Origin of the sequence: Paenibacillus sp. UNC217MF (assembly GCF_000686865.1) — a bacterium.
GTDB lineage: Bacteria > Bacillota > Bacilli > Paenibacillales > Paenibacillaceae > Paenibacillus_B > Paenibacillus_B suaedae.
On the sequence record NZ_KK366029.1, the window covers coordinates 189,174 to 208,180 of the forward strand.

The window sequence follows — 19,007 nt, forward strand, 5'->3', positions numbered from 1 at the left end:
TCCTTAAATATTGATTTCGTTTATAATTATACCATTATTAACCAATATATATGGAATACATATTTTTAATAATCTAGTAATTTTATTCTCTAAATTAGGCCTGTTGATTATCCAATAAAACACAAAAATATCACAGCAAAAAGGCTACATTTTCATTTGCAGCTTCTATCATTTTCTGTCGAGTAATCTCAATTTGTTCAATTAAACAGGTAGACTTCTCGTAGGCAAAATAAAAAGGCTCAAGAGTAGCAGTGCCTAAGTGCCTTCGAATCATTTCACACCTCATCCATAAATTTTATATTAATTTTGATTATAGATGGAGTTGGTAAATTCGACCCATTTCTGGTTTATTTCGCAACAATTTCATGCCTAAAAATAAATATATCGGGTTCTCCAAAAGGGAGAAAACCGAGACCTATCACTTTCCTAGCACATATCGGTTTGGTGGAATAGGAAGGGGCTGTCTCATAAGTGTAATGACTTATGGGACAGCCCCTTCTTCAAAGACCATATATTACTGGCAATTGTCCGATTTTGTAAATGCCCGCATATTCATATGCGAACCATCCATGGAATCCTGCATGTGTGTACGTTGCATATGCGAATGCGGCATGCGGGAATCGTTTAAATTGTGCATGTCATTAGCTGATGCTGTACCGGATTCTGTCTCTCCCGCACCTGCGAGTCCCTCGTATACGGTATTGCCAAGCAAGAGGCTTCCTCCCAAGATGAGAACAGCGGCTAAGATGTTGCGTTTCATAAGGTATACCTCCTCGATATGTTACATATTTCACAATCATATGTCTATTATACCTGTTCGAGCCGATTAATCCCCCCTACTAAGGTCTAGAATTAATAGATTTGTACATAGGGTATAAATTCCACATAACCTTTATACCGTCTTCTTCATATTTTCTTCATCTTTCATTCACTTTTCTTCATTTCTGCTTAGCACATTATTAAGTCCATTCGGTTATCCTGATACCTATCAGGGGAAGACATGCGAATGCATGATAACAGGATAAGGGTGGATAATCGTGAGATTGAATAGGAAAAGATGGCTGTTCGCAGGCTGCATCGCCGCTGCCGGTATTTGGTTCATATTGCAGCCTTACTCAGGACAAATCAAACAAAAGATATATAAAGTAGTGTCTAATAGCGTGCACACTGTAACTGGGCAGAATGTATTTGCTTCAGGAAGCCTGGATGCCCAGGCAGCGATCGTCATCAATCAAGATTCAGGTGAAGTTCTATACGGGATGAATGCTGATGATCGGCTTGCACCGGCCAGCACGACCAAAGTGATGACTGCGCTCCTCGCCATTGAGATGGCAGACATGAAGGAACAGGTGACCGTAGGGCAGGAGGTGCTGCTTGCCAATCCGGGGGAGAGCTCGGCAGGGCTGCGCTTCGGGCAGCAATTGTCGTGGAAAGACTTGCTGGAAGCGATGATGCTGCCGTCCGGGAACGATGCGGCGAGAACGGTCGCCGTTCAATTGGGACGTCAGGTACGCGCCGATGCATCCTTGGATGCGGAAGAAGCGATCCGCGCGTTCGTTCAATGCATGAATGATCGGGCAGAGGAGCTCGGCCTTCGCAACACGCACTTTATGAATCCGCATGGATTGCACGATGCGAACCATTATAGTTCAGCACATGACTTGGCTGTTATTGCGAAGGAAGCGATGAAGAGCAAAGTGTTCCGCGCTATTGTGGGCCAAACCACTGCTGATGTGAAGCTCATGTCCGCAGATATGGAGAAGATCATGAAGTCGTATACGAATCGGAACCGGCTGCTGCAGCAGGAGAGCGAATATTATTATGAAGGATCGACAGGCATTAAGACAGGATTCACCGATGAAGCCGGATACTGTCTAGTCTCTGCTGCCGAGCGCAATGATCACCGAATGATTACAGTTGTTCTGCATTCTGGTTCGAATAGCGTCTGGACAGATGCGAGAGAACTGCTCGATTATGGCTTTGGACAATATGCAGGATGAATGGAATCTCATAAAACAGGAGTGGAATCGAAAATGACAATGGTAGAAGTGAGAAACTTAAGTAAGACCTATGAAGGAAAGGTAGCCTATCAGGCATTGTCCAATATAAATCTAGGTATTGAGCAGGGGGAATTCGTAGGGATCATGGGGCCATCTGGGAGCGGGAAGACCACTTTAATGAATATGATTGCAACCATTGATGCGCCTTCATCTGGCCAAGTGTTGATTCATGGCAATAATCCCTTCCAATTATCTCAGGAGAAGCTGGCTCTATTCCGCCGGCGCGAGCTCGGATTCGTATTCCAATCCTTTAATCTATTAAATACGCTGACCGTTAAGGAAAATATCGTACTTCCCTTAACACTGGACGGGGTAGAAGTGGAGAAATTGCACCGCAAGGCGAATGCGTTGGCAGAGAGGCTTGGCATTACTGCATTGCTGAACAAGCGAATTTACGAGATTTCTGGAGGGCAAGCACAGCGCGCAGCTATTGCACGCGCCATTATTCACCAGCCGAAGCTGCTGCTGGCGGATGAGCCGACTGGAAACCTGGATTCGAAGTCATCACGAGCTGTGATGGATACGATGTATCAGCTGAACAAGGAGGAGGGGACGACGATGCTGCTTGTTACGCATGATGCGATGGCGGCAAGCTATTGTGATCGCGTTGTCTTCATTAAGGATGGTCAGCTGCATCATGAAATTACTCGAAGAGGCAGTCAGACCATGTTTATGCGCAGCATAATGGACGTGCTGTCCGTGATGGGAGGCAATCCGAATGACGTTCTCACAACTAGCTATTCATAATATTGCTCGCAACAAGCGCATGTACGCTGCTCATTTCTGGAGCAGTACCTTCTCGGTACTGATGTTCTTCACCTATTCTTTGCTCTTGTTCCATCCCGATTTGAACGGCAAGATTCGATCTTCCAGTGAGACACTAAGCGAACTTGGGATGATGGGACTGCGTGTGTCGCAGGTTCTGCTGATCGTGTTTTCTTTCTTCTTCATCTTATATTCGGTAGGCTCATTTCTTAAGACACGGAACAAGGAATTTGGCATTCTCATCATACATGGAATGTCTCCTAAGCAATTTCGCAAGCTGGTGTTCATGGAAAATATGCTGATTGGCTGCGCCTCCATTGTGGCAGGCGTATTGCTGGGTGTCATTTTCTCGAAATTGATCCTCTCCGGGATATCTGAACTTCTGGCGATTGATAAAGGCTTAACGTTTTATGTACCATTGAAGGCGATAGGGACAACGTTTATCGCATTCTTGATCCTCTTCCTGCTGATATCGATCGTGACTACTCGGATGGTAAGGGTGCATCAACTCATTAATCTGCTCAAGGGATCGGACAAGCCGAAGCCTGAACCTAAGGCGTCGATAGGACTGTCGGTGCTAGCCGTCTTGCTCGTCGGAGCGGGCTATGCGACGGTGTTTTCCTTTGCAACAGGCATCACGTATTCGTTCCTTGTACTCCTGTCAGGGGTGGTGCTGACTGTAGTCGGGACGTATTTTCTGTTCACGCAATTCGCGGTATTTGCACTGCGAATGTTGAAGCGGAGCGAGCGGCTGTATTTCAAGAAGACGAATCTCTTGACGCTCTCTGAACTGGGATATCGGTTGAAGGATAATTCACGCTTGTTCTTTATCGTTGCTGTAATCTCGGCGGTTGCATTTACTGCGATTGGTACGTGTACGGCAATCGGCAATCAAGGGTTAGCGGAGATGACGAACCCTTTTGCATTTACGTATTATTCGTATCAAGGAAATAAGCAGGAACAGGCCGATGTAAGTTTGATTAAACAAAAACTGGAACAATCACAATTGCCTTATCGAGTTGGCGCAGCTACCTTGAAATTTGCAGGTAATGATGTCACGGTTATGAAGTTGTCCGATTATAACAAGCTGGCGATAGCCCTTGGATATGAGCAAGAAGCGATTACGGCTGATAATGAAGCATTCCTTGTGCCGACTTCAGTCATGGGGGAGCGAGTATATAGTAAAGAAGGCTTCGAAGAAGTTGTCCAACTGATAGAAGACACTACTCGATTTGCCTTTCAAGTTATGAAAGCTGTACCCCATCAAGTGCTGCCGCAGGATTATGGGATCATTCGGCTTGTTGTGGTAACGGATGATGCTTATGAGCAGATACCTGATCGGGATGAGTCAGGCCAGGGATCCTATACGGTATATGGATTTGCGGTAGAGCATTGGAGTAAGCTTGGGGATACAACAGAACAGCTAATGAAGCAACTGAACACAGATCAAGAAGGAGAACAGAGCGAATCCATGAAGTTTCAGTTCAGAGCGCTGTACCCACAGTGGGTAGCGGCCAAGCAGGCAAATGGATTGCTGCTGCTCGTGAGCGTACTCATTGGTGTGGTGTTCTTCACCTTTGCCGCAAGCTTCCTATACTTCCGATTATATACGGATCGCAGTCGGGATCAGCAGCAGACCGAGATGCTGTCCAAGATGGGGTTGACTCGCAAAGAACTGAATCGCGTCGTGACACGACAGCTGCTGGTTATGTTCTTTTTGCCGCTTCTCATCGCAATTTTGCATAGTGGGGTTGCATTTGCAGCGCTGCAGCAGTTGGTTCACTTCTCTGTGGGGGAAAGTACAATTAAAGTGCTCGTTAGCTTCACAGTAGTTCAAATTATTTACTTCTTCGTCATTCGATGGCGCTACGTGAAGCAATTGCGCAGTGCGATGGTGTAAGACTGTACATTCTAAATAATCGTAGACTTCCTTATTGCACATTTATTGCACAAAACCCCCTCGCGCTGGCCGCTTATTGCGATCAGATGCAAGGGGGTTTTGATCATAGGTATAGGGGTTGCAAAGAAAGGAAGAGCCCTGTAAGTCGGTGCTGCTCCCCAGCAGTCTTTGCTTACAGTATATCTTACTTCACGCGAGAATTGTTCTTCACGAATTCAATAATCTCATCAACATAACCGAATGCAAGAGCAGTAACCGTGTCAGCTGCGCCATAGTAAATCGCGATGCGTCCTGTTGCTGCGTCCACAAGCGATGCACAAGGGAATGCTACGTTAGGAACGTCGCCTACGCACTCGTACAATGTGGAAGGCTGCAGCAAGTATGGTTCGCTGCGGTATTTTACTTTCCAAGGCTCATCCAGGTCGAGGATCGCTGCGCCGAATGCGTATACGAATCCGTTACAGGAGTTCAGGACGCCATGATAGATCATGAGCCAGCCTTCGCTTGTTTCGATTGGAATTGGACCTGCGCCAACTTTCTTGCTCTGCCAGCCGCCCATTGGAGCCATTACGTGACGGTGACGACCCCAGAATTCCATATCAGGGCTCTCACTGTAGAAGATATCGCCGAATGGTGTATGGCCTGTATCGGACGGACGGCTCACCATTGCATAGTTGCCGTTAATTTTGCGCGGGAACATAACTCCGTTGCGGTTGTAAGGCAAGAATGCATTTTCGAGCTGATGGAATGTCTTGAAATCATATGTGTATGCCACGCCGATTGTCGGGCCGTGGTAGATGTTGCACCAAGTTACATAGTAGCGGTCTTCGATCCAGCATACGCGTGGGTCGTAGCCTTCGATGAAATTGCCGATTTCCGGATCGTCACATTCAAATGTAAGCGGCTCATGGTTGATGTCCCAGTTAATGCCGTCTTTACTGAAGCCAGCATGCAAGCGCATGTAGCGATTGCGATCGTCGCAGCGGAATACGCCAGCGAATCCGCCTTCGAACGGAACAACAGCACTATTGAAGATACTGTTCGAGTTAGGCAGCAAATCGCGTGGAATTACTGGGTTCTGGCTGTAGCGCCACAATACGTCGCGATGTCCTTCAGGACGTTCTTCCCAAGGCATGTTCGGAATATCTGGACCGATGATCTTAATTTGGCTCATGATGCAAACCTCGCTTTGCGTAGTAAGTATGAAACCTGTGATGTTCAAGTGCAGGTGACAGATGTTGAGACCAAAAGAATAGGTGAGAGCCTTGTTCTTTATTGATGTCGTGTGCAATGTCAACTGAACTTGTAACACAGCATGTGTCAATTGTCTCTCGAAACGCAATGACAGCGTTTCCGAATAACTAAAGAGTAAAACACTAAGGTTACAATGTCAAGTAAATATTGTGCATTTACCGTGCAAATAATGTGCAAAAACGTGTTACATATTGAATGTAGATGTGCAAATGTAAACTATATCAGACTGTGTACTGAATCGCGCCATTCTACCTCCACGCCGATGCGAATAAGCTCCTTCGGACGATGCGGGTGGTCAATACGCCATACGATCTGTTCTCCGGCGCGCATGCCGAGCTCTTCCTTCGGTACATGCACGGTCGTGATGGCGGGATGAACAAGCACTGATTCGGCGATGTTGTCGAATCCGGTAATGGAGATATCCTCAGGTACACGCATGCCGCTTGCCTTCACAATTTGCATGAAGTCGACAGCAATATTGTCATTCACACATACGAAGGCCGTTGGCTTATCCTCCATTCGGGAATAGGCTGCAGACAGTTCCTCCTCATTAAAATAATGACGCTTCATGGAGTTGATGATGCACCAAGATTCATTGACACTGAGCCTTGCTTCAGACAGCGCACGATTGAAGCCTTCCCACCGTTCGCGGTAGCTGAGGCAGGAGCCGATATCGCCTACAAAGCCGATCTTCTTATGTCCACGTGCAATTAGTTGTTGCGTTAGGGCATATACGCTATGGGCATTGTCTACGAGCATAATATCGCTGCCCAGCATGCCGAAGTTGAAGTCCGCATACGTATCGATGAACATTGAGGCAATGCCTGAACGTTCGATTAGCTCATAGTACTCCCTCAAGAAGGGGCCGATCATAATAACGCCAGCAGGCCGCTGCTGCACGAATAGAGAAGGCAGCTTCTGTTCGCGCTCTTCTTCCATGTCAACAATCGTCATCGCCAGGGAGTAGCCAGCTTCCTTCAAGGTTGTATTCAGCCCTTTGATGAAGCTAGACCAATAATGGTTGCCCATATAGTCAGAATGAGTAAGCAGGGACACGATACGATTGGCCGAGATGATTCCTTCCGCAGCTTCGAGTTGATGGAATTTGGTATAGCCGAGCTCGACGGCCTTCTTCATGATGCGGCGTTTCGTGTCATCGCGCATGTCAGGATCGTTGTTCAACGCCTTCGATACGGTATTGCGGGACAAGTTCAGCGCGTCGGCAATATGTTGTTGAGTTACTTTGGATTGTGACATCTATAAATCGCTCCGATTACGAATGGATTGTGTCTAAATTAACGTTGTTACAAGTATATAGGAGGTTTACATTTATGACAAATGTAAAGTTGCAGCTGTGAGGATGGTTGGATAGCGGCATAGACTGCAACTAAACCGACAGAATATGAGTATATATTCATATATAATTGGGTCGTTGGAACGAATTTTGAAATGGGGAGTTGGCATTACATGCGATCGTTTTTACAATGAGACAGAGAAGTGTGATTTCAGAAAATAACTCTCTGTTTTCAAGGTTTTTTGAAAAAAGATTTGTGTAATCATTCCTTTACCTGTGACCGATAACAAATTATATAAATATTTACATAAAGGAGTTACAGGGAAATGCATATTTCGGTGAAAAGCGAACAACAGGTGCAGCTGTATCGATCCATTTGGACAACCGTCTGGAAGGAGATGGGCTTTGAACTGGAATCCGCTGCACATCCGTTGGAACAGGTCATCGTATTTAACGAGGAAGGGGTTGCTGTAGGAACATTCGAACTGAAGCTGTATAGGGAGAGTGCGCGTATGTTGAACGAGGTCGCACCATTCGCGGAACAGCCGGAGGTGATACACGCCCCAGAGCAGGTGGCTGAAGTGGACAAGGTAGCTTTGCTGAAGGAACATCGCGGTCATAATATCGATCGGCTGCTATCTTCAATCGTTCATTACTCGCGCAAGCATGGGATCTTGCAATGCGCTTGTCTGCTGGAACCGGTATTCGCGCGTGCGCTGCGCGTATCATTCCATGTACCGATGCGCAAGGTTGGGAAGAAGATGTTCTATAAAGGGGACGATGTCATTCCTACTCTTATTCATGTCGGTGCAATCTGGCAGAATCCAGCCAAGTTCGACTGGTTAATCCCAGAACAGGAACAAGTGGAAGTTCACTCAATTCCTATCACCTGTTAGCCGATATAATAAGGTGTTGAAGTTAACGGAAATGCAGAAATGTTAAGGAATGGTTAACGAACTGACTAGACAAGCTGTTAACGACGATCACTCGATACATAGAAAGTTGGTAGATGACGTGAATGAACTAACGATTCTTGACAGGCGCAACCGCCTGTTTGTCAAGATCATATGGACAATGCTTGCGATTGGAATCATCGGGGATTTGGCTGCAGGTATTGTCGGGACCATGCTGTATGTGCTGATTGGTTTTGGCGCGGTAGCTTGTGGATTAGCAACGTTCTTAACCTATAAGCGCATTGGCGTAAAGTATGTGATGTACTTAATTCCGGTGTTTCTGTGTTCGCTTGTCCTGCTGCTGATGAAGTCGGATCCGAATCCGATCTTCAGCACGTATTTGTTATTCTATGTCGTAATCAGCTTGATGACTTTATATCAGAATTATCGTCCTATCGTCTTTACCGGCGTTGTCAGTATGATAATGACGGTGTACGTATTCTATGATCCATTCCTCAATGAGAAGCTGTTCACGCGAGAGCCGCTCCTCTATTTGCTTATGTATCTGCTCTTCGTGACGATTGCACTTAGTGCTTCTGCGGTGTTCAGTCAGAACTTGCAGCGGCAAGTGGCGGAACGGGGAACGGAAGCGCTGAAATCGAAGGAGCAGGCGATAGCATTGCTTGGACAAATTCAATCTTCGGTTACGATGCTTAATGAATTCAGTCATGAGCAGAAGCTGCGTGCAGAATCGACAGGAACGATCTCGCGTGAAGTTACAGAGACATTCGCGCAAATATCTACAGGCTTCGAACAGCAGACGATTAGCCTGCAGCATATCGGAAGCTCTGTGGAATCCGTGGAGCGCTCCGTTAGTCACGTTGCGAACGGGACGAATCAATTGGAGCAGGTTGCATCAACTACACTGCAATTGGCCGAACAGGGCAGTGGTCAGATTGACACCCTTGTCGGTGAGATTGACCGTGTGAAACGTACAGTGGAACAGACTGTGCAAGTGATGGACGCACTGAATGCGCAGACGGAGCAGGTCGGCGATATTGTCAGTACCATTAGTGATATTTCCGCACAGACGAACTTGCTGTCCTTGAATGCGGCGATTGAAGCTGCGCGAGCAGGCGAGCATGGCAAGGGCTTCGCAGTGGTGTCGGGAGAGGTTCGCAAGCTGGCTGACCATGCGAAGAAAGCGACTGAGGATATTGCAACTATATTGGAAACGATACGAACTCAGATCAGTGCCGCAGCTGAGCAGGTACAGCGTGGACAATCTGCCGTCGTATCCAGTGTAGAGGCTACGGGGCAAGTGGAGCGGATTATGCGTACGATTACAGATAACACCGACCAGGTGAACCGTCAGTCGGAAGCGATGCATGAAGCCGTTCGCGACCTTCAGACACAGTACTCCAATATGGCACACGGTGTTGTGACGATTACGAACAGCACGGAGGAGCATATGGCTTCTGTAGAAGAAGTATTGGCGAATATGGAGCAGCAGCATATGGATATTCAGGTGCTTGTTGATGGATACAGCCGATTAGACAAGCATGTCAGTGATTTGAAGCGTCTGTCCGAAGAAGAATAAATAGATAAAAAAAGGGTCTATCAGAGAGTACAATCTGATAGGCCCTTTCTGTATGATTAAGGGAAAGCAGGTAGGTATAATCTTCCGCCCAGATTGATGGAGGTCAGGTATGGAGAGGGGAATGCAAGTATGTGGATGAAGCATCGGGGAGAGGCGAGCAGGATTAGAGTCATGCTGCTCAAAATGTATGCGCTTACAACTAGTGGGTTCGCTGTTGTGCTGCGACCGATTCTTGGGTACAAGAAAGGCGGGATGATGGCAGGAGCTGTATGCTTATTGCTGCTGATTGGATGCAGTGGGCAGGTAGGGCAGTCGAAGGTGGCGGAACAGCGTTCCTTGCTGCCTAAGGTTACGGTTGTATTGAATAGTCTTGGCATAGGGTTCCCAGAACCGTTGACGGAGAATGACAATCCGTATGTAACCGACATCGAGGTGAAGACGGGTCTTCAAGTAGAAGTGATCATCCCCCCATCACATCGGTATGAGGATCGCGTCGGTGTCATGATGATGTCGAACCATATACCAGACCTGATCAGCATTACGGATGCGAATTGGGTCTCCTTCTACGCACGGAAGCAGATGCTGACACCGCTCGACCACTTGCTTGCCCGATACGCGCCAAAGCTGAAGGAACGGATTCCTCCTGAAGTGTGGGAGCAGGTGTCCTTTAACGGCCAAATATATGCGATTCCGAGCCTGCATGAGGGAAGGGGGCAGGAGATGATGTATATTCGCAAGGATTGGCTGGAACAGCTCGGACTTGAACCACCAACTACTCTTGCGGAGATGGTAAATGTGATGCGTGCCTTTACTTCGCTCCGTTCGGACGAAAATGGGTTGCACGATATTTATGGTACCAGCTTCATTGAAGAGTTGGGCCGCACCTCGCCGTGGTTCGGTGCATATGGTGTGCAGCTCAATCAATGGATGGAACGGGATGGCCAGCTCGTATATTCCAATGTGCAGCCAGAGATGAAGGAGGCCCTTGCCTTCATGCGCATGATGGTTCAGGAGGGGCTCGTAGATCCATTGTTCCCGATTCAAACACAGCGTGGACTGGAGAGGCAGGTTGTGGATGGGAAGCTGGGTCTGTTCACGGGAACATGGTACGATACCCGTGGTGTGCTGGAGAGGAGCAAGGCGCGGGATCCGCGTGCAGAATGGATCCCCCTACCTTTCCCGAAGGGGCCTGGAGGAAGTGGAACCTTTGCGCTGCCTCAAGTACGAAGCTATCAAGTAATCCCTGCTACCAGCTCTCACGCGGTGGAGGTGCTGAAGCTGCTTAACTATATCGGCGAGGAGGGGAGGGATACCCTCAAGCTTGGATTCGAGGGAGACGTGTGGGCTTGGAAGGAGGGGAAGAGGGTGACCAATATGGAGCGCCATAATCAGGATCATTATCGCGGACTTTATGCTAATTTGGCAGATATGCCTGATGAGGATTACACTCGATCTCGGCTGGATTCGTTAGGAATTCAATACCAGTTGTACGATAATCTTCGATTTACATCCATGCATGCACGTCCGAGCGCTTTCCGTTCTCTGCCGACACCAGCGATGACAAGATATGCACCGTTATTGTTGAAGAAGAATGATATGCTCATCGACATTATTCTTGGCAATCGACCACTTGAGGACTTCGACAGATACGTGTCGGAATGGATGAATGAAGGCGGGCGTGATATGACGAAGGAGGCCAATGACTGGTATCACTTTAGTCGCAACCAGATTGGAAGTGAGCCGCCATTATTCAGTCTGAACGCAGTTCGAAGCACGGAGGATGAGTGCTAATATGCTGAAAATGATACGTGACCAAATTCGCCAACGGATTCAGTGGCGATTAACCATCTATTTTGTACTTATTCTGATCCCTCTGTTATTGACCAGCTGGTTCTCCAACAAGCGCTCTCAGGAGCTGCTTCTGTCAGAGACGACCGCTCGTACCGAAAGTGCAATGCATGCCCTCATGGACAATATTGAGCTCGTGCTTCAGAACGTGGAAGAGCTGTCCGCGGTGCTATCAACCGATACGGAGATGAACGATGCGCTTGCACATGCGAAGCGGAAGCTGGAGCCGAAGAATGTCATGGCATTCGCCGATCTGAAGCATAAGCTGGCCAACTTTCTATCGATTCATCCAATGTTCTCGCAAATTGCTGTATATCACGATCATTCCAACTCCGTGATTTCTACGCTCCATGGCGTGCTTCCGGTTGATCGTGCGGATGAACGCATTTGGCTTCGACAGCTGCTTAATGGACTGGGGACAGGCATTGTATTCATTCAGCCGGACGAACGAATAGGGGCGGGGAAGCCGTTCGGCCAAGCGTTTGGAGCGGATAGTCTGGCAGTCGTTCGAGCAATGGATATTTACAACCCGAATCGAGAACGTCATGCGCTTATTATTAGCTTGAACATGGGGCGCTTGCAGCAATATATCCGTTCTGTTACACCATCGCCACAGGCAGAGCTGCATCTATATACGGCAGATGGGAAATGGGTCACAGGCACGGCTAAGCAGCCTGAATCGTATCAGGATTACTTGACACGTGCAGAAGCGAATGATCAGGTGTTAATTCAAGCAGCCTCGCCTTATTACGGCTGGACACTGACACTGGCTCAGCCGAAGAGGGAGCTGTTCGCCCAGTCCTACCAGCTGGAGTATTACGCGGTGTTTATGATTGCGCTGAGCATTGTCATTGCTCTCGTTATGGCTTATAGCATCTACACGAGCATTGCTGCTCCTATGCGGAAGTTAGCTCGGGGCATGAGGGCGATGACGAGCGGCAACTTGGATGTGAGGCTGACTTCGACGCGGCAGGACGAATTCGGTATCGTGACCCACCTATTTAACCACATGGCATCGCAGCAGCAGCACCTCATTCACGATCACTATGAACAGAGCTTGCGGCTTGCCAATACAGAGCTGAAGCTGCTCCAATCCCAGATCCATCCCCATTTCTTATATAACACCCTAGATTCGATCTATTGGATGGCACAGCATGCTGAAGCTGAGGATATTTCCGAGATGGTACTTCACTTATCCCGATTCTTCAGGCTAAGTCTAAGTAAGGGCAAGGATGTAATTACCGTGAAGGACTGTCTGGAGCATTTGCACGCTTACATACGAATCCAGCAAATCCGGTTCTTAGACCTATTCCATATGGAGTACGATATTGAATCGTGCGCAGAGGAACTTCCGCTCGTGAAGCTGCTGGTGCAGCCCATTGTCGAGAATGCCATCATACATGGCTTGGAGAAGTCCTCCCAGCAAGCAGAGATGTTGCTGCGCATTGTAGTCCGAGTAGAGGAGGACACAGAAGGGAGAAGACTTATAATTAGGGTTATCGATTCTGGAACGGGTATGACGGAGGACATGCGCGCTCAATTGCAAGCTGAATTGTCTGCTGTATTGCGGCAGCCGACAGAGCATGGTGTGGTGGCGAGCAGCCACACAGGTGCTGGTTATGGACTTCGAAATGTCGCGGCACGAATCCGCTTGAATTATGGTCAGAACGCGAACATTCATATTGATAGTGTATGGGGTGGGGGGACAACGGTAACGCTCGTGCTTCCCTTGTCCGAGCCATACGTGGGGAGACAAATTGAAGATCGGTCGAAGACAGCAGGTTAATGCTTAATAATTAATGCTTAATAATTAATGCTTAATGCTTAATGCTAGGCAGCCTTCAGCTGCCCCGCCAGTTGATGAAGTAAAGAATGCCTTCATTTCGAATCGTCACCGAGGAGGAGATTAGATGAACCTATTGATTGTGGAGGATGAGCTGCGGCTCCGTCAAAGCTTAACTGAGCTTATGCCTTGGGAGAGGGCAGGGATTACGGAAGTAACGGCAGCCGCTACCCTAGAAGAAGGGAAGCGGTGGCTGCAGTTGAAGCGTCCGGACATTCTGCTTGTAGACATTCAGCTGCCGGACGGAGATGGCTTATCCCTCGTGAGGCAAGCGTCGGAGTGGAATGTTGAGGTGAAGGTGGTGGTGCTCAGCGGTCATGATCACTTCCCTTATGCTCAAGAGGCGCTATCCATGGGGGTGAAGCAGTATCTATTGAAGCCGGCGGGACAGGATGCCATCCTGCAAGCAGTTGCAGCAGCAGTCTCGGAGCGTCGCCAAGACATTCAGCGGCGGCATGATGCCGATATGCTGCGTCAGCAATGGCACAACTACTTGCCGATACTGCGTCAGCGCATCTTGCGCCAAGGGCTGGATGGCAGCTTGTCGACGGTCTCGCTGCTAAGGAGAATGGCAGAACTCGGTATCGACTTGCAGGAAGACGAGCGCTACGCCGTGATGGTAATCGATCCTGATCCTTACCCGCAGGAGCGGGTGCAGGCATTTGGAGGCGATCAGGGTCTAATGCACTTCGCGGTCGGCCAAGTCGTGGAGGAAACGATGACAGGGATGGAATACGGCTCTATGCTAATATGCCGCGAAGCAGACGGTCCGCTCGCCATCCTATTTCGCTATCCGCCAGCTGCGTTCTCTAGGGGCATGGCTGAGGAGAATGGAAGGGTAGAGGCATCTCAAGCAGCAGAAAGTCATTGTGAGAGATCGGATGGAGAACTGATGATTGGCATTCATGCACTGGCAGGCAAGATGCTGGAGTATATTAAGACTTCATTGAAGCTTACGGCGAGTGCGGGCATCTGCTCGGCGTGCGGGCGGCTGGCTGACGTGCCGCGGTTGTATAAGGAAGCGGACTTCGCGCTCCGTCAGCGGCTCGTTCACGGTGGCGATATTGTCATTCCGTACCGCAATCACGGACTGAGAGCGGCTGAAGATGCTTCGGCCGTAACGATACATACGGAGCAGTGGGAACGGGAACTGGACATTGCCTGGAACACTGCCGAAGAGCAGCAGGCAGCGGAACTGGCCGAAGCTTGGATTCGCGCAGTATGTGCGATTCCAGAGGCAGAGGCATTTAAGGAGCAGATGATGTTCCTGCAATCGTGGATTATTATGTGGCTGCGCAGGCAGGGGTGGTCGATGGCGGAGGTAATGGGAGAGGATGCAAGATGGTTCCGTCACACCGCCGAACTGCGAACGAAGCAGGAGTGGAGTGAGTGGATGCGAAGTGTCATGCGGCGCATTGGCGCGGAAGCAGGCATGGTGCGTCGTCGCGGCGGCAATCGCTTGGTATCGGAAGTGAAGGAGTTAATCGAGAATGAACTTCATACAGAGCTAACCCTGCAGGAGGTGGCGGATCGGCTGTTTATTAATGCCTCGTACTTGAGCAGGCTGTTCAAGCAGGAGATGGATCAGCCCTTCTCGTCTTATCTCCTTATGCGCCGCATGGAGCGAGCCAAGGAGGCACTCTTTCAAGGGGAGCGGGTATATGAGGCAGCACAGGCGGCGGGATTCCGCGATGTCAGCTACTTCACGAAGGTATTCCGCAAATATTGGGGGGTTACGCCGAGTGACTGGAAGCGGGGTTAACGGGCTGCATAGGCTCAGTTGAACCTGACCTCACGATGGAAATCATTTTACCAGAAGAAGTCATGGCTCTCCCGTGTTCGATTGCAGCCAGATGCCGTAGGCTAGTAGCAGATGCAGCAAACAATGAATGCCAAGTGCTCATGCCACGGAAAGGATGGGAGCTATGGATAAGCTGGAATTGGACAATGCTCCACGTTTGTCTTCACGATCATACGGGCGAAAGTTGTGGAGCGACATTCGGAAGGACTGGGACTTATACATTGCACTTTTGCCAGGGATCGCCTTTCTTCTCCTGTTCAAGTATACGCCGATGTATGGGGTCGTAATTGCGTTTCAAGATTTCAACATTTTTAGCGGAATAGAGGACAGTCCTTGGGTAGGGTTCTCGCACTTCGAACGACTATTTCAATCACCGAAGTTCGTTCAAGTGTTTTGGAATACGATTATCATTTCGGTTCTGAAAATTGTACTTCTCTTCCCACTGCCAATTCTGCTGGCTATTCTGTTGAATGAGCTTACGAAAATGTGGTTCAAGCGTCCGGTACAAACGATCATTTACATGCCTCATTTTCTGTCATGGGTTATCGTTAGCGGACTCTTTATGGATCTGCTCTCCATCAATGGGGGGCTTGTGAATCGAATCATTGAGTGGTTCGGCGGAGAGCCGATCAAATTCTTCCTCGACAACAGTGTCTTTCGCTGGCTGCTCGTCGGCACGGCGGGCTGGAAGGAAGCAGGCTGGGGAACCATCGTATACTTGGCCGCCTTAAGCTCTATCGATCCACAGCTGTATGAAGCAGCCAAGATCGATGGGGCAAATAAGTTCAGACAAATTCTGCATATTACACTACCAGGGCTTGTTCCCGTCATTCTCCTTATGTTCATCCTGCGGCTCGGGAATATGCTGGAGGCTGGGACGGAGCAAATTCTCGTCATGTACAATCCCGTCGTCTACAATGTGTCGGATGTTATCGGCACGTATGTATATCGTACGGGTCTAGGCGAGCAGAATTACAGTTTCTCAGCTGCTGTGGGGCTGTTCGAATCCATCGTAGGCTTCGTGCTCATTATTGGTGGAAACGCTCTCAGCCGGCGCTATTTGAATCGGGGGATCTGGTAATGAGAGAAGTTCAGCATACAGCTCTCTTGATGTTGCAAGTCGCCGCTTATTTGGAACCTGAACGTAAGAAGGAAGGAGGTCTGGCATAACATGAGACACCAATTGACTGCTTCGCGGAGAACAAGAACGGCCATTCGAATGTCGGTAGGGGAGCGCATCTTCCATGTGTTGAACTATCTGTTTTTTGCCCTTGTGTCGTGGACGACATTGTTCCCATTTCTCAATTTGATTGCGAAGTCGCTCAGCAGTGAGGAAGCGGTTATGTCAGGGAGCGTGTCCTTGTTCCCGGTTGATATTCAGTTCGGAACGTACTTATATGTGCTGCGCGACTCTCAATTCATGAATGCTTTCCTCGTATCGGTCACAATTACCGTGGCGGGAACGGCTCTCGGTCTGTTCATGACCGCATTAGCCGCATATCCCTTATCCAAGCCGCGTCTGCGCGGACGCAAAATATTCATCTTGATGTATGTGTTCACCATGCTGTTCAGCGGTGGTCTTATTCCTACGTATTTGCTCATGCACCGATTGAATCTGATCGATACACTGTGGGTGCTCTTTCTGCCGAGCATGGTTAGCGTGTTTAATATGCTGATTATTAAAAACTACTTCGAGTCTCTGCCCGATGAGCTGGAGGAATCGGCCAAGATGGACGGAGCATCGAATCTGACAATCTTGTTCCGCATTACGGTTCCATTGTCGCTGCCGGTGTTCGCTACCATTGCACTCTTCTTTGCGGTAGGCTTCTGGAATGATTACTTTGCCTCGATGATCTATATCAATACGGCAGAGTTGAAGCCGCTGCAATTGTACTTGAAGGAACTGCTTGCGCATTCCAATATCACATATCAGGATGGCGGGCATGTAACGAATATTGATGCGGTCATGAACACGACGCCTCAGGCTATACAGGCCGCTTCGATTCTTGTTGCAACCTTGCCCATATTGCTGGTATATCCGTTCCTGCAAAAATACTTCGTGAAAGGGGTGCTGATTGGTTCCGTAAAAGGGTAATGCGGTGAAGATATTTCGGGGGACATCCAAAAGAGCGGAGGTATGTTCATGCAACGTAAACAGGTATGGATATCATTGATTTCGATTGTGATGGTCTTGTCACTTCTCGGTTGCAACAGCGCCGGTTCAGGGCAGGGTGCGTCAGGAGGAGAAGGCGGCAAGCAGCTCCGTCAGCTGATGCAGTTCGATCGCTTCGAGCCGAATAGCGATCCGGTAGCCGTGTACTTGAAGGAGAAGACGGGATATTCCGTGAAGTATGAGATGCTTCCTGCGGAAAATGCCGACGAGAAGCTGAACCTGCTCATGGCGAACAAGGAGTCTTATGATATTATGAAGCTCGCTTCGGCCCAATACTATCAGCTTGTATCGTCTGGTGCGCTGGAGCCGCTGGATGATCTGATTGAGAAGTATGGAACGAATATGAAACAGGTTATCGGCCCAGATTCTTGGAATGGCGCCCGTTATGACGGCAAAATTTACGCTATACCAGAAACGGGCGGAGGCGGAACCTCATCGAATGCGCTCGTCGTCCGCCAAGATTGGCTCGATGAGTTGGGCTTGAAGATGCCGACGAATCTGGATGAGCTGGTGACGGTGCTGAAGACATTCAAGGAGAAGAAGAATGTAATTCCGCTGACGGGAGGCAAGATCCCTGTACATCCGGATATCGCCAGTGTGTTCGGCTTAACGACAGCTTGGTTGGAGCGGGACGGAAAGATCATTCACGCGGTTGAAGCTCCAGAGATGAAGGAATACTTGAAGTTCATGAATACGCTGTACAAAGAGGGACTAATCGACTCCGAGTGGGGCATTAATACGGCGGATAAATCGATTGAGAAGATGGCAAGCGGCAAGGCTGCCATGTATAGTCCAGGGTGGTGGATTGCTCCGAACTTGGAAAATGCACTTGCGAAGAATTTCCCAGATGCGAAGCTTGCGATTGTGCCGGTATTGAAGGACAAATCGGGGAAAGCGCGTGTAGGCACGCCGGGCAATACGATTAATTATTACATTGCAATTCCGAAGTTCGCGAAGAACAAGGAAGAAGCGGTGAAGTGGCTCGACATGAAGTTCGATAAGGATATTTTCAAGGGGATCGCTATCGGTGAAGAAGGTGTACATCACAAGTTTGAAAATGGAGCCTACTCGCCGATTCTGCCGAAGTTCGCAGATGAGCGTACAAATGCAAGCTCATTCTTGACGGGTGTGGACGAGAAGAACTATCCGATCTACTGGCAGGCGAGATTAAAGAAAAACCCAATCGTTGAAAACTACTTCAACACATTCCAGAAAAATGCGGAGGGCCTGTTAATCGCTGATCCACTCGGTTCAGCGCCTCCAATGCCGGATATCTCGAAGAACGTGCAGCGGTTGAACAAGTATCAAGAGGACACGTTCATTAACTATATTAGCGGAACGGAACCGCTCGACAATTATGACCAGTTCCTCGCGGAATGGCATGCACAGGGTGGGGCGGATATGGTGAAGGCAGCGAATGATTGGTATGCGAAGCGTTAAGCATGAAAACTGAGACCTGTGTACACAAGCAAAGGGGATGGCCCGAGATTCAAGGGCCATCCCCTTTTATGGATGATGGGGAAGCTTATTACTGCGTCCTCACGATGTGAACGAGAAATCGATGAGGAAGGAAGTT

The 19,007-nt window shown here is 48.8% G+C and carries 14 protein-coding genes; 11 read left to right on the top strand and 3 right to left on the bottom strand.

What is annotated here, in order from left to right:
- Nucleotides 1-514: 514 nt before the first annotated feature.
- On the bottom strand, nt 515-760 hold the full coding sequence (locus tag BP95_RS0125180) for a hypothetical protein (protein ID WP_028533515.1): 246 nt from the start codon (nt 758-760) through the stop codon (nt 515-517).
- A gap of 277 nt (nt 761-1,037) precedes the next feature.
- Between BP95_RS0125180 and BP95_RS0125185 the strand changes: the two genes are divergently transcribed.
- From BP95_RS0125185 to BP95_RS0125195, 3 genes are read left to right on the top strand one after another with little or no spacing between them, the layout of a single operon-like run.
- Entirely contained in the window at nt 1,038-2,000 is a 963-nt protein-coding gene (locus BP95_RS0125185) for a D-alanyl-D-alanine carboxypeptidase family protein (RefSeq protein WP_028533516.1), read from the top strand.
- 33 nt (nt 2,001-2,033) lie between these two features.
- Entirely contained in the window at nt 2,034-2,807 is a 774-nt protein-coding gene (locus BP95_RS0125190; RefSeq protein WP_021262626.1) for an ABC transporter ATP-binding protein, read from the top strand.
- Nucleotides 2,779-4,725, top strand: coding sequence for an ABC transporter permease (locus tag BP95_RS0125195; protein WP_028533517.1), 1,947 nt, complete (start codon nt 2,779-2,781; stop codon nt 4,723-4,725). Before BP95_RS0125190 ends, BP95_RS0125195 begins: the two co-directional genes overlap by 29 nt.
- 184 nt (nt 4,726-4,909) lie before the next feature.
- Here the strand turns inward: BP95_RS0125195 and BP95_RS0125200 are convergent, their stop codons facing one another.
- Together BP95_RS0125200 and BP95_RS0125205 are read right to left on the bottom strand one after the other, a co-directional pair.
- Nucleotides 4,910-5,899, bottom strand: a complete 990-nt coding sequence (locus tag BP95_RS0125200; protein ID WP_021256311.1) for a glycoside hydrolase family 130 protein — start codon at nt 5,897-5,899, stop codon at nt 4,910-4,912.
- Between the two features lie 296 nt (nt 5,900-6,195).
- Nucleotides 6,196-7,236: a LacI family DNA-binding transcriptional regulator gene (locus BP95_RS0125205; protein WP_028533518.1), complete on the bottom strand. Its 1,041-nt coding sequence runs from the start codon at nt 7,234-7,236 to the stop codon at nt 6,196-6,198.
- A gap of 363 nt (nt 7,237-7,599) precedes the next feature.
- Here BP95_RS0125205 and BP95_RS0125210 point away from each other — a divergent pair, with 363 nt between their 5' ends.
- The 8 genes from BP95_RS0125210 (at nt 7,600) to BP95_RS0125250 (ending at nt 18,871) form a co-directional block, all read left to right on the top strand.
- A complete protein-coding gene (locus tag BP95_RS0125210; RefSeq protein ID WP_028533519.1) occupies nt 7,600-8,169 on the top strand; it encodes a hypothetical protein in 570 nt (189 codons plus the stop codon).
- A gap of 49 nt (nt 8,170-8,218) precedes the next feature.
- Nucleotides 8,219-9,766, top strand: coding sequence for a methyl-accepting chemotaxis protein (locus tag BP95_RS0125215; RefSeq protein WP_231515195.1), 1,548 nt, complete (start codon nt 8,219-8,221; stop codon nt 9,764-9,766).
- 129 nt (nt 9,767-9,895) lie between these two features.
- A complete protein-coding gene (locus tag BP95_RS0125220) occupies nt 9,896-11,557 on the top strand; it encodes an extracellular solute-binding protein (protein WP_028533521.1) in 1,662 nt (553 codons plus the stop codon).
- A 1-nt stretch (nt 11,558) separates the two neighbouring features.
- Nucleotides 11,559-13,400, top strand: a complete 1,842-nt coding sequence (locus tag BP95_RS31375) for a cache domain-containing sensor histidine kinase (RefSeq protein ID WP_051614190.1) — start codon at nt 11,559-11,561, stop codon at nt 13,398-13,400.
- A gap of 124 nt (nt 13,401-13,524) precedes the next feature.
- The gene (locus BP95_RS0125230; protein WP_021256305.1) at nt 13,525-15,219 is read left to right on the top strand and encodes a response regulator transcription factor; all 1,695 of its coding nucleotides are present in this window, start codon (nt 13,525-13,527) and stop codon (nt 15,217-15,219) included.
- Between the two features lie 163 nt (nt 15,220-15,382).
- Entirely contained in the window at nt 15,383-16,339 is a 957-nt protein-coding gene (locus BP95_RS0125235) for an ABC transporter permease (RefSeq protein ID WP_021256304.1), read from the top strand.
- A 90-nt stretch (nt 16,340-16,429) separates the two neighbouring features.
- Nucleotides 16,430-17,353, top strand: coding sequence for a carbohydrate ABC transporter permease (locus BP95_RS0125245; protein WP_021256303.1), 924 nt, complete (start codon nt 16,430-16,432; stop codon nt 17,351-17,353).
- A 48-nt stretch (nt 17,354-17,401) separates the two neighbouring features.
- Entirely contained in the window at nt 17,402-18,871 is a 1,470-nt protein-coding gene (locus tag BP95_RS0125250) for an extracellular solute-binding protein (protein WP_028533522.1), read from the top strand.
- The last annotated feature ends 136 nt before the right edge of the window (nt 18,872-19,007 follow it).

Coding starts and splice junctions, on each gene's coding strand:
- BP95_RS0125180 (WP_028533515.1), bottom strand. CDS start 760: ATGAAACGCAACATCTTAGCCGCTGTTCTCATCTTGGGAGGAAGCCTC.
- BP95_RS0125190 (WP_021262626.1), top strand. CDS start 2,034: ATGACAATGGTAGAAGTGAGAAACTTAAGTAAGACCTATGAAGGAAAG.
- BP95_RS0125195 (WP_028533517.1), top strand. CDS start 2,779: ATGACGTTCTCACAACTAGCTATTCATAATATTGCTCGCAACAAGCGC.
- BP95_RS0125200 (WP_021256311.1), bottom strand. CDS start 5,899: ATGAGCCAAATTAAGATCATCGGTCCAGATATTCCGAACATGCCTTGG.
- BP95_RS0125205 (WP_028533518.1), bottom strand. CDS start 7,236: ATGTCACAATCCAAAGTAACTCAACAACATATTGCCGACGCGCTGAAC.
- BP95_RS0125210 (WP_028533519.1), top strand. CDS start 7,600: ATGCATATTTCGGTGAAAAGCGAACAACAGGTGCAGCTGTATCGATCC.
- BP95_RS0125215 (WP_231515195.1), top strand. CDS start 8,219: ATGGTTAACGAACTGACTAGACAAGCTGTTAACGACGATCACTCGATA.
- BP95_RS0125220 (WP_028533521.1), top strand. CDS start 9,896: ATGTGGATGAAGCATCGGGGAGAGGCGAGCAGGATTAGAGTCATGCTG.
- BP95_RS31375 (WP_051614190.1), top strand. CDS start 11,559: ATGCTGAAAATGATACGTGACCAAATTCGCCAACGGATTCAGTGGCGA.
- BP95_RS0125230 (WP_021256305.1), top strand. CDS start 13,525: ATGAACCTATTGATTGTGGAGGATGAGCTGCGGCTCCGTCAAAGCTTA.
- BP95_RS0125235 (WP_021256304.1), top strand. CDS start 15,383: ATGGATAAGCTGGAATTGGACAATGCTCCACGTTTGTCTTCACGATCA.
- BP95_RS0125245 (WP_021256303.1), top strand. CDS start 16,430: ATGAGACACCAATTGACTGCTTCGCGGAGAACAAGAACGGCCATTCGA.
- BP95_RS0125250 (WP_028533522.1), top strand. CDS start 17,402: ATGCAACGTAAACAGGTATGGATATCATTGATTTCGATTGTGATGGTC.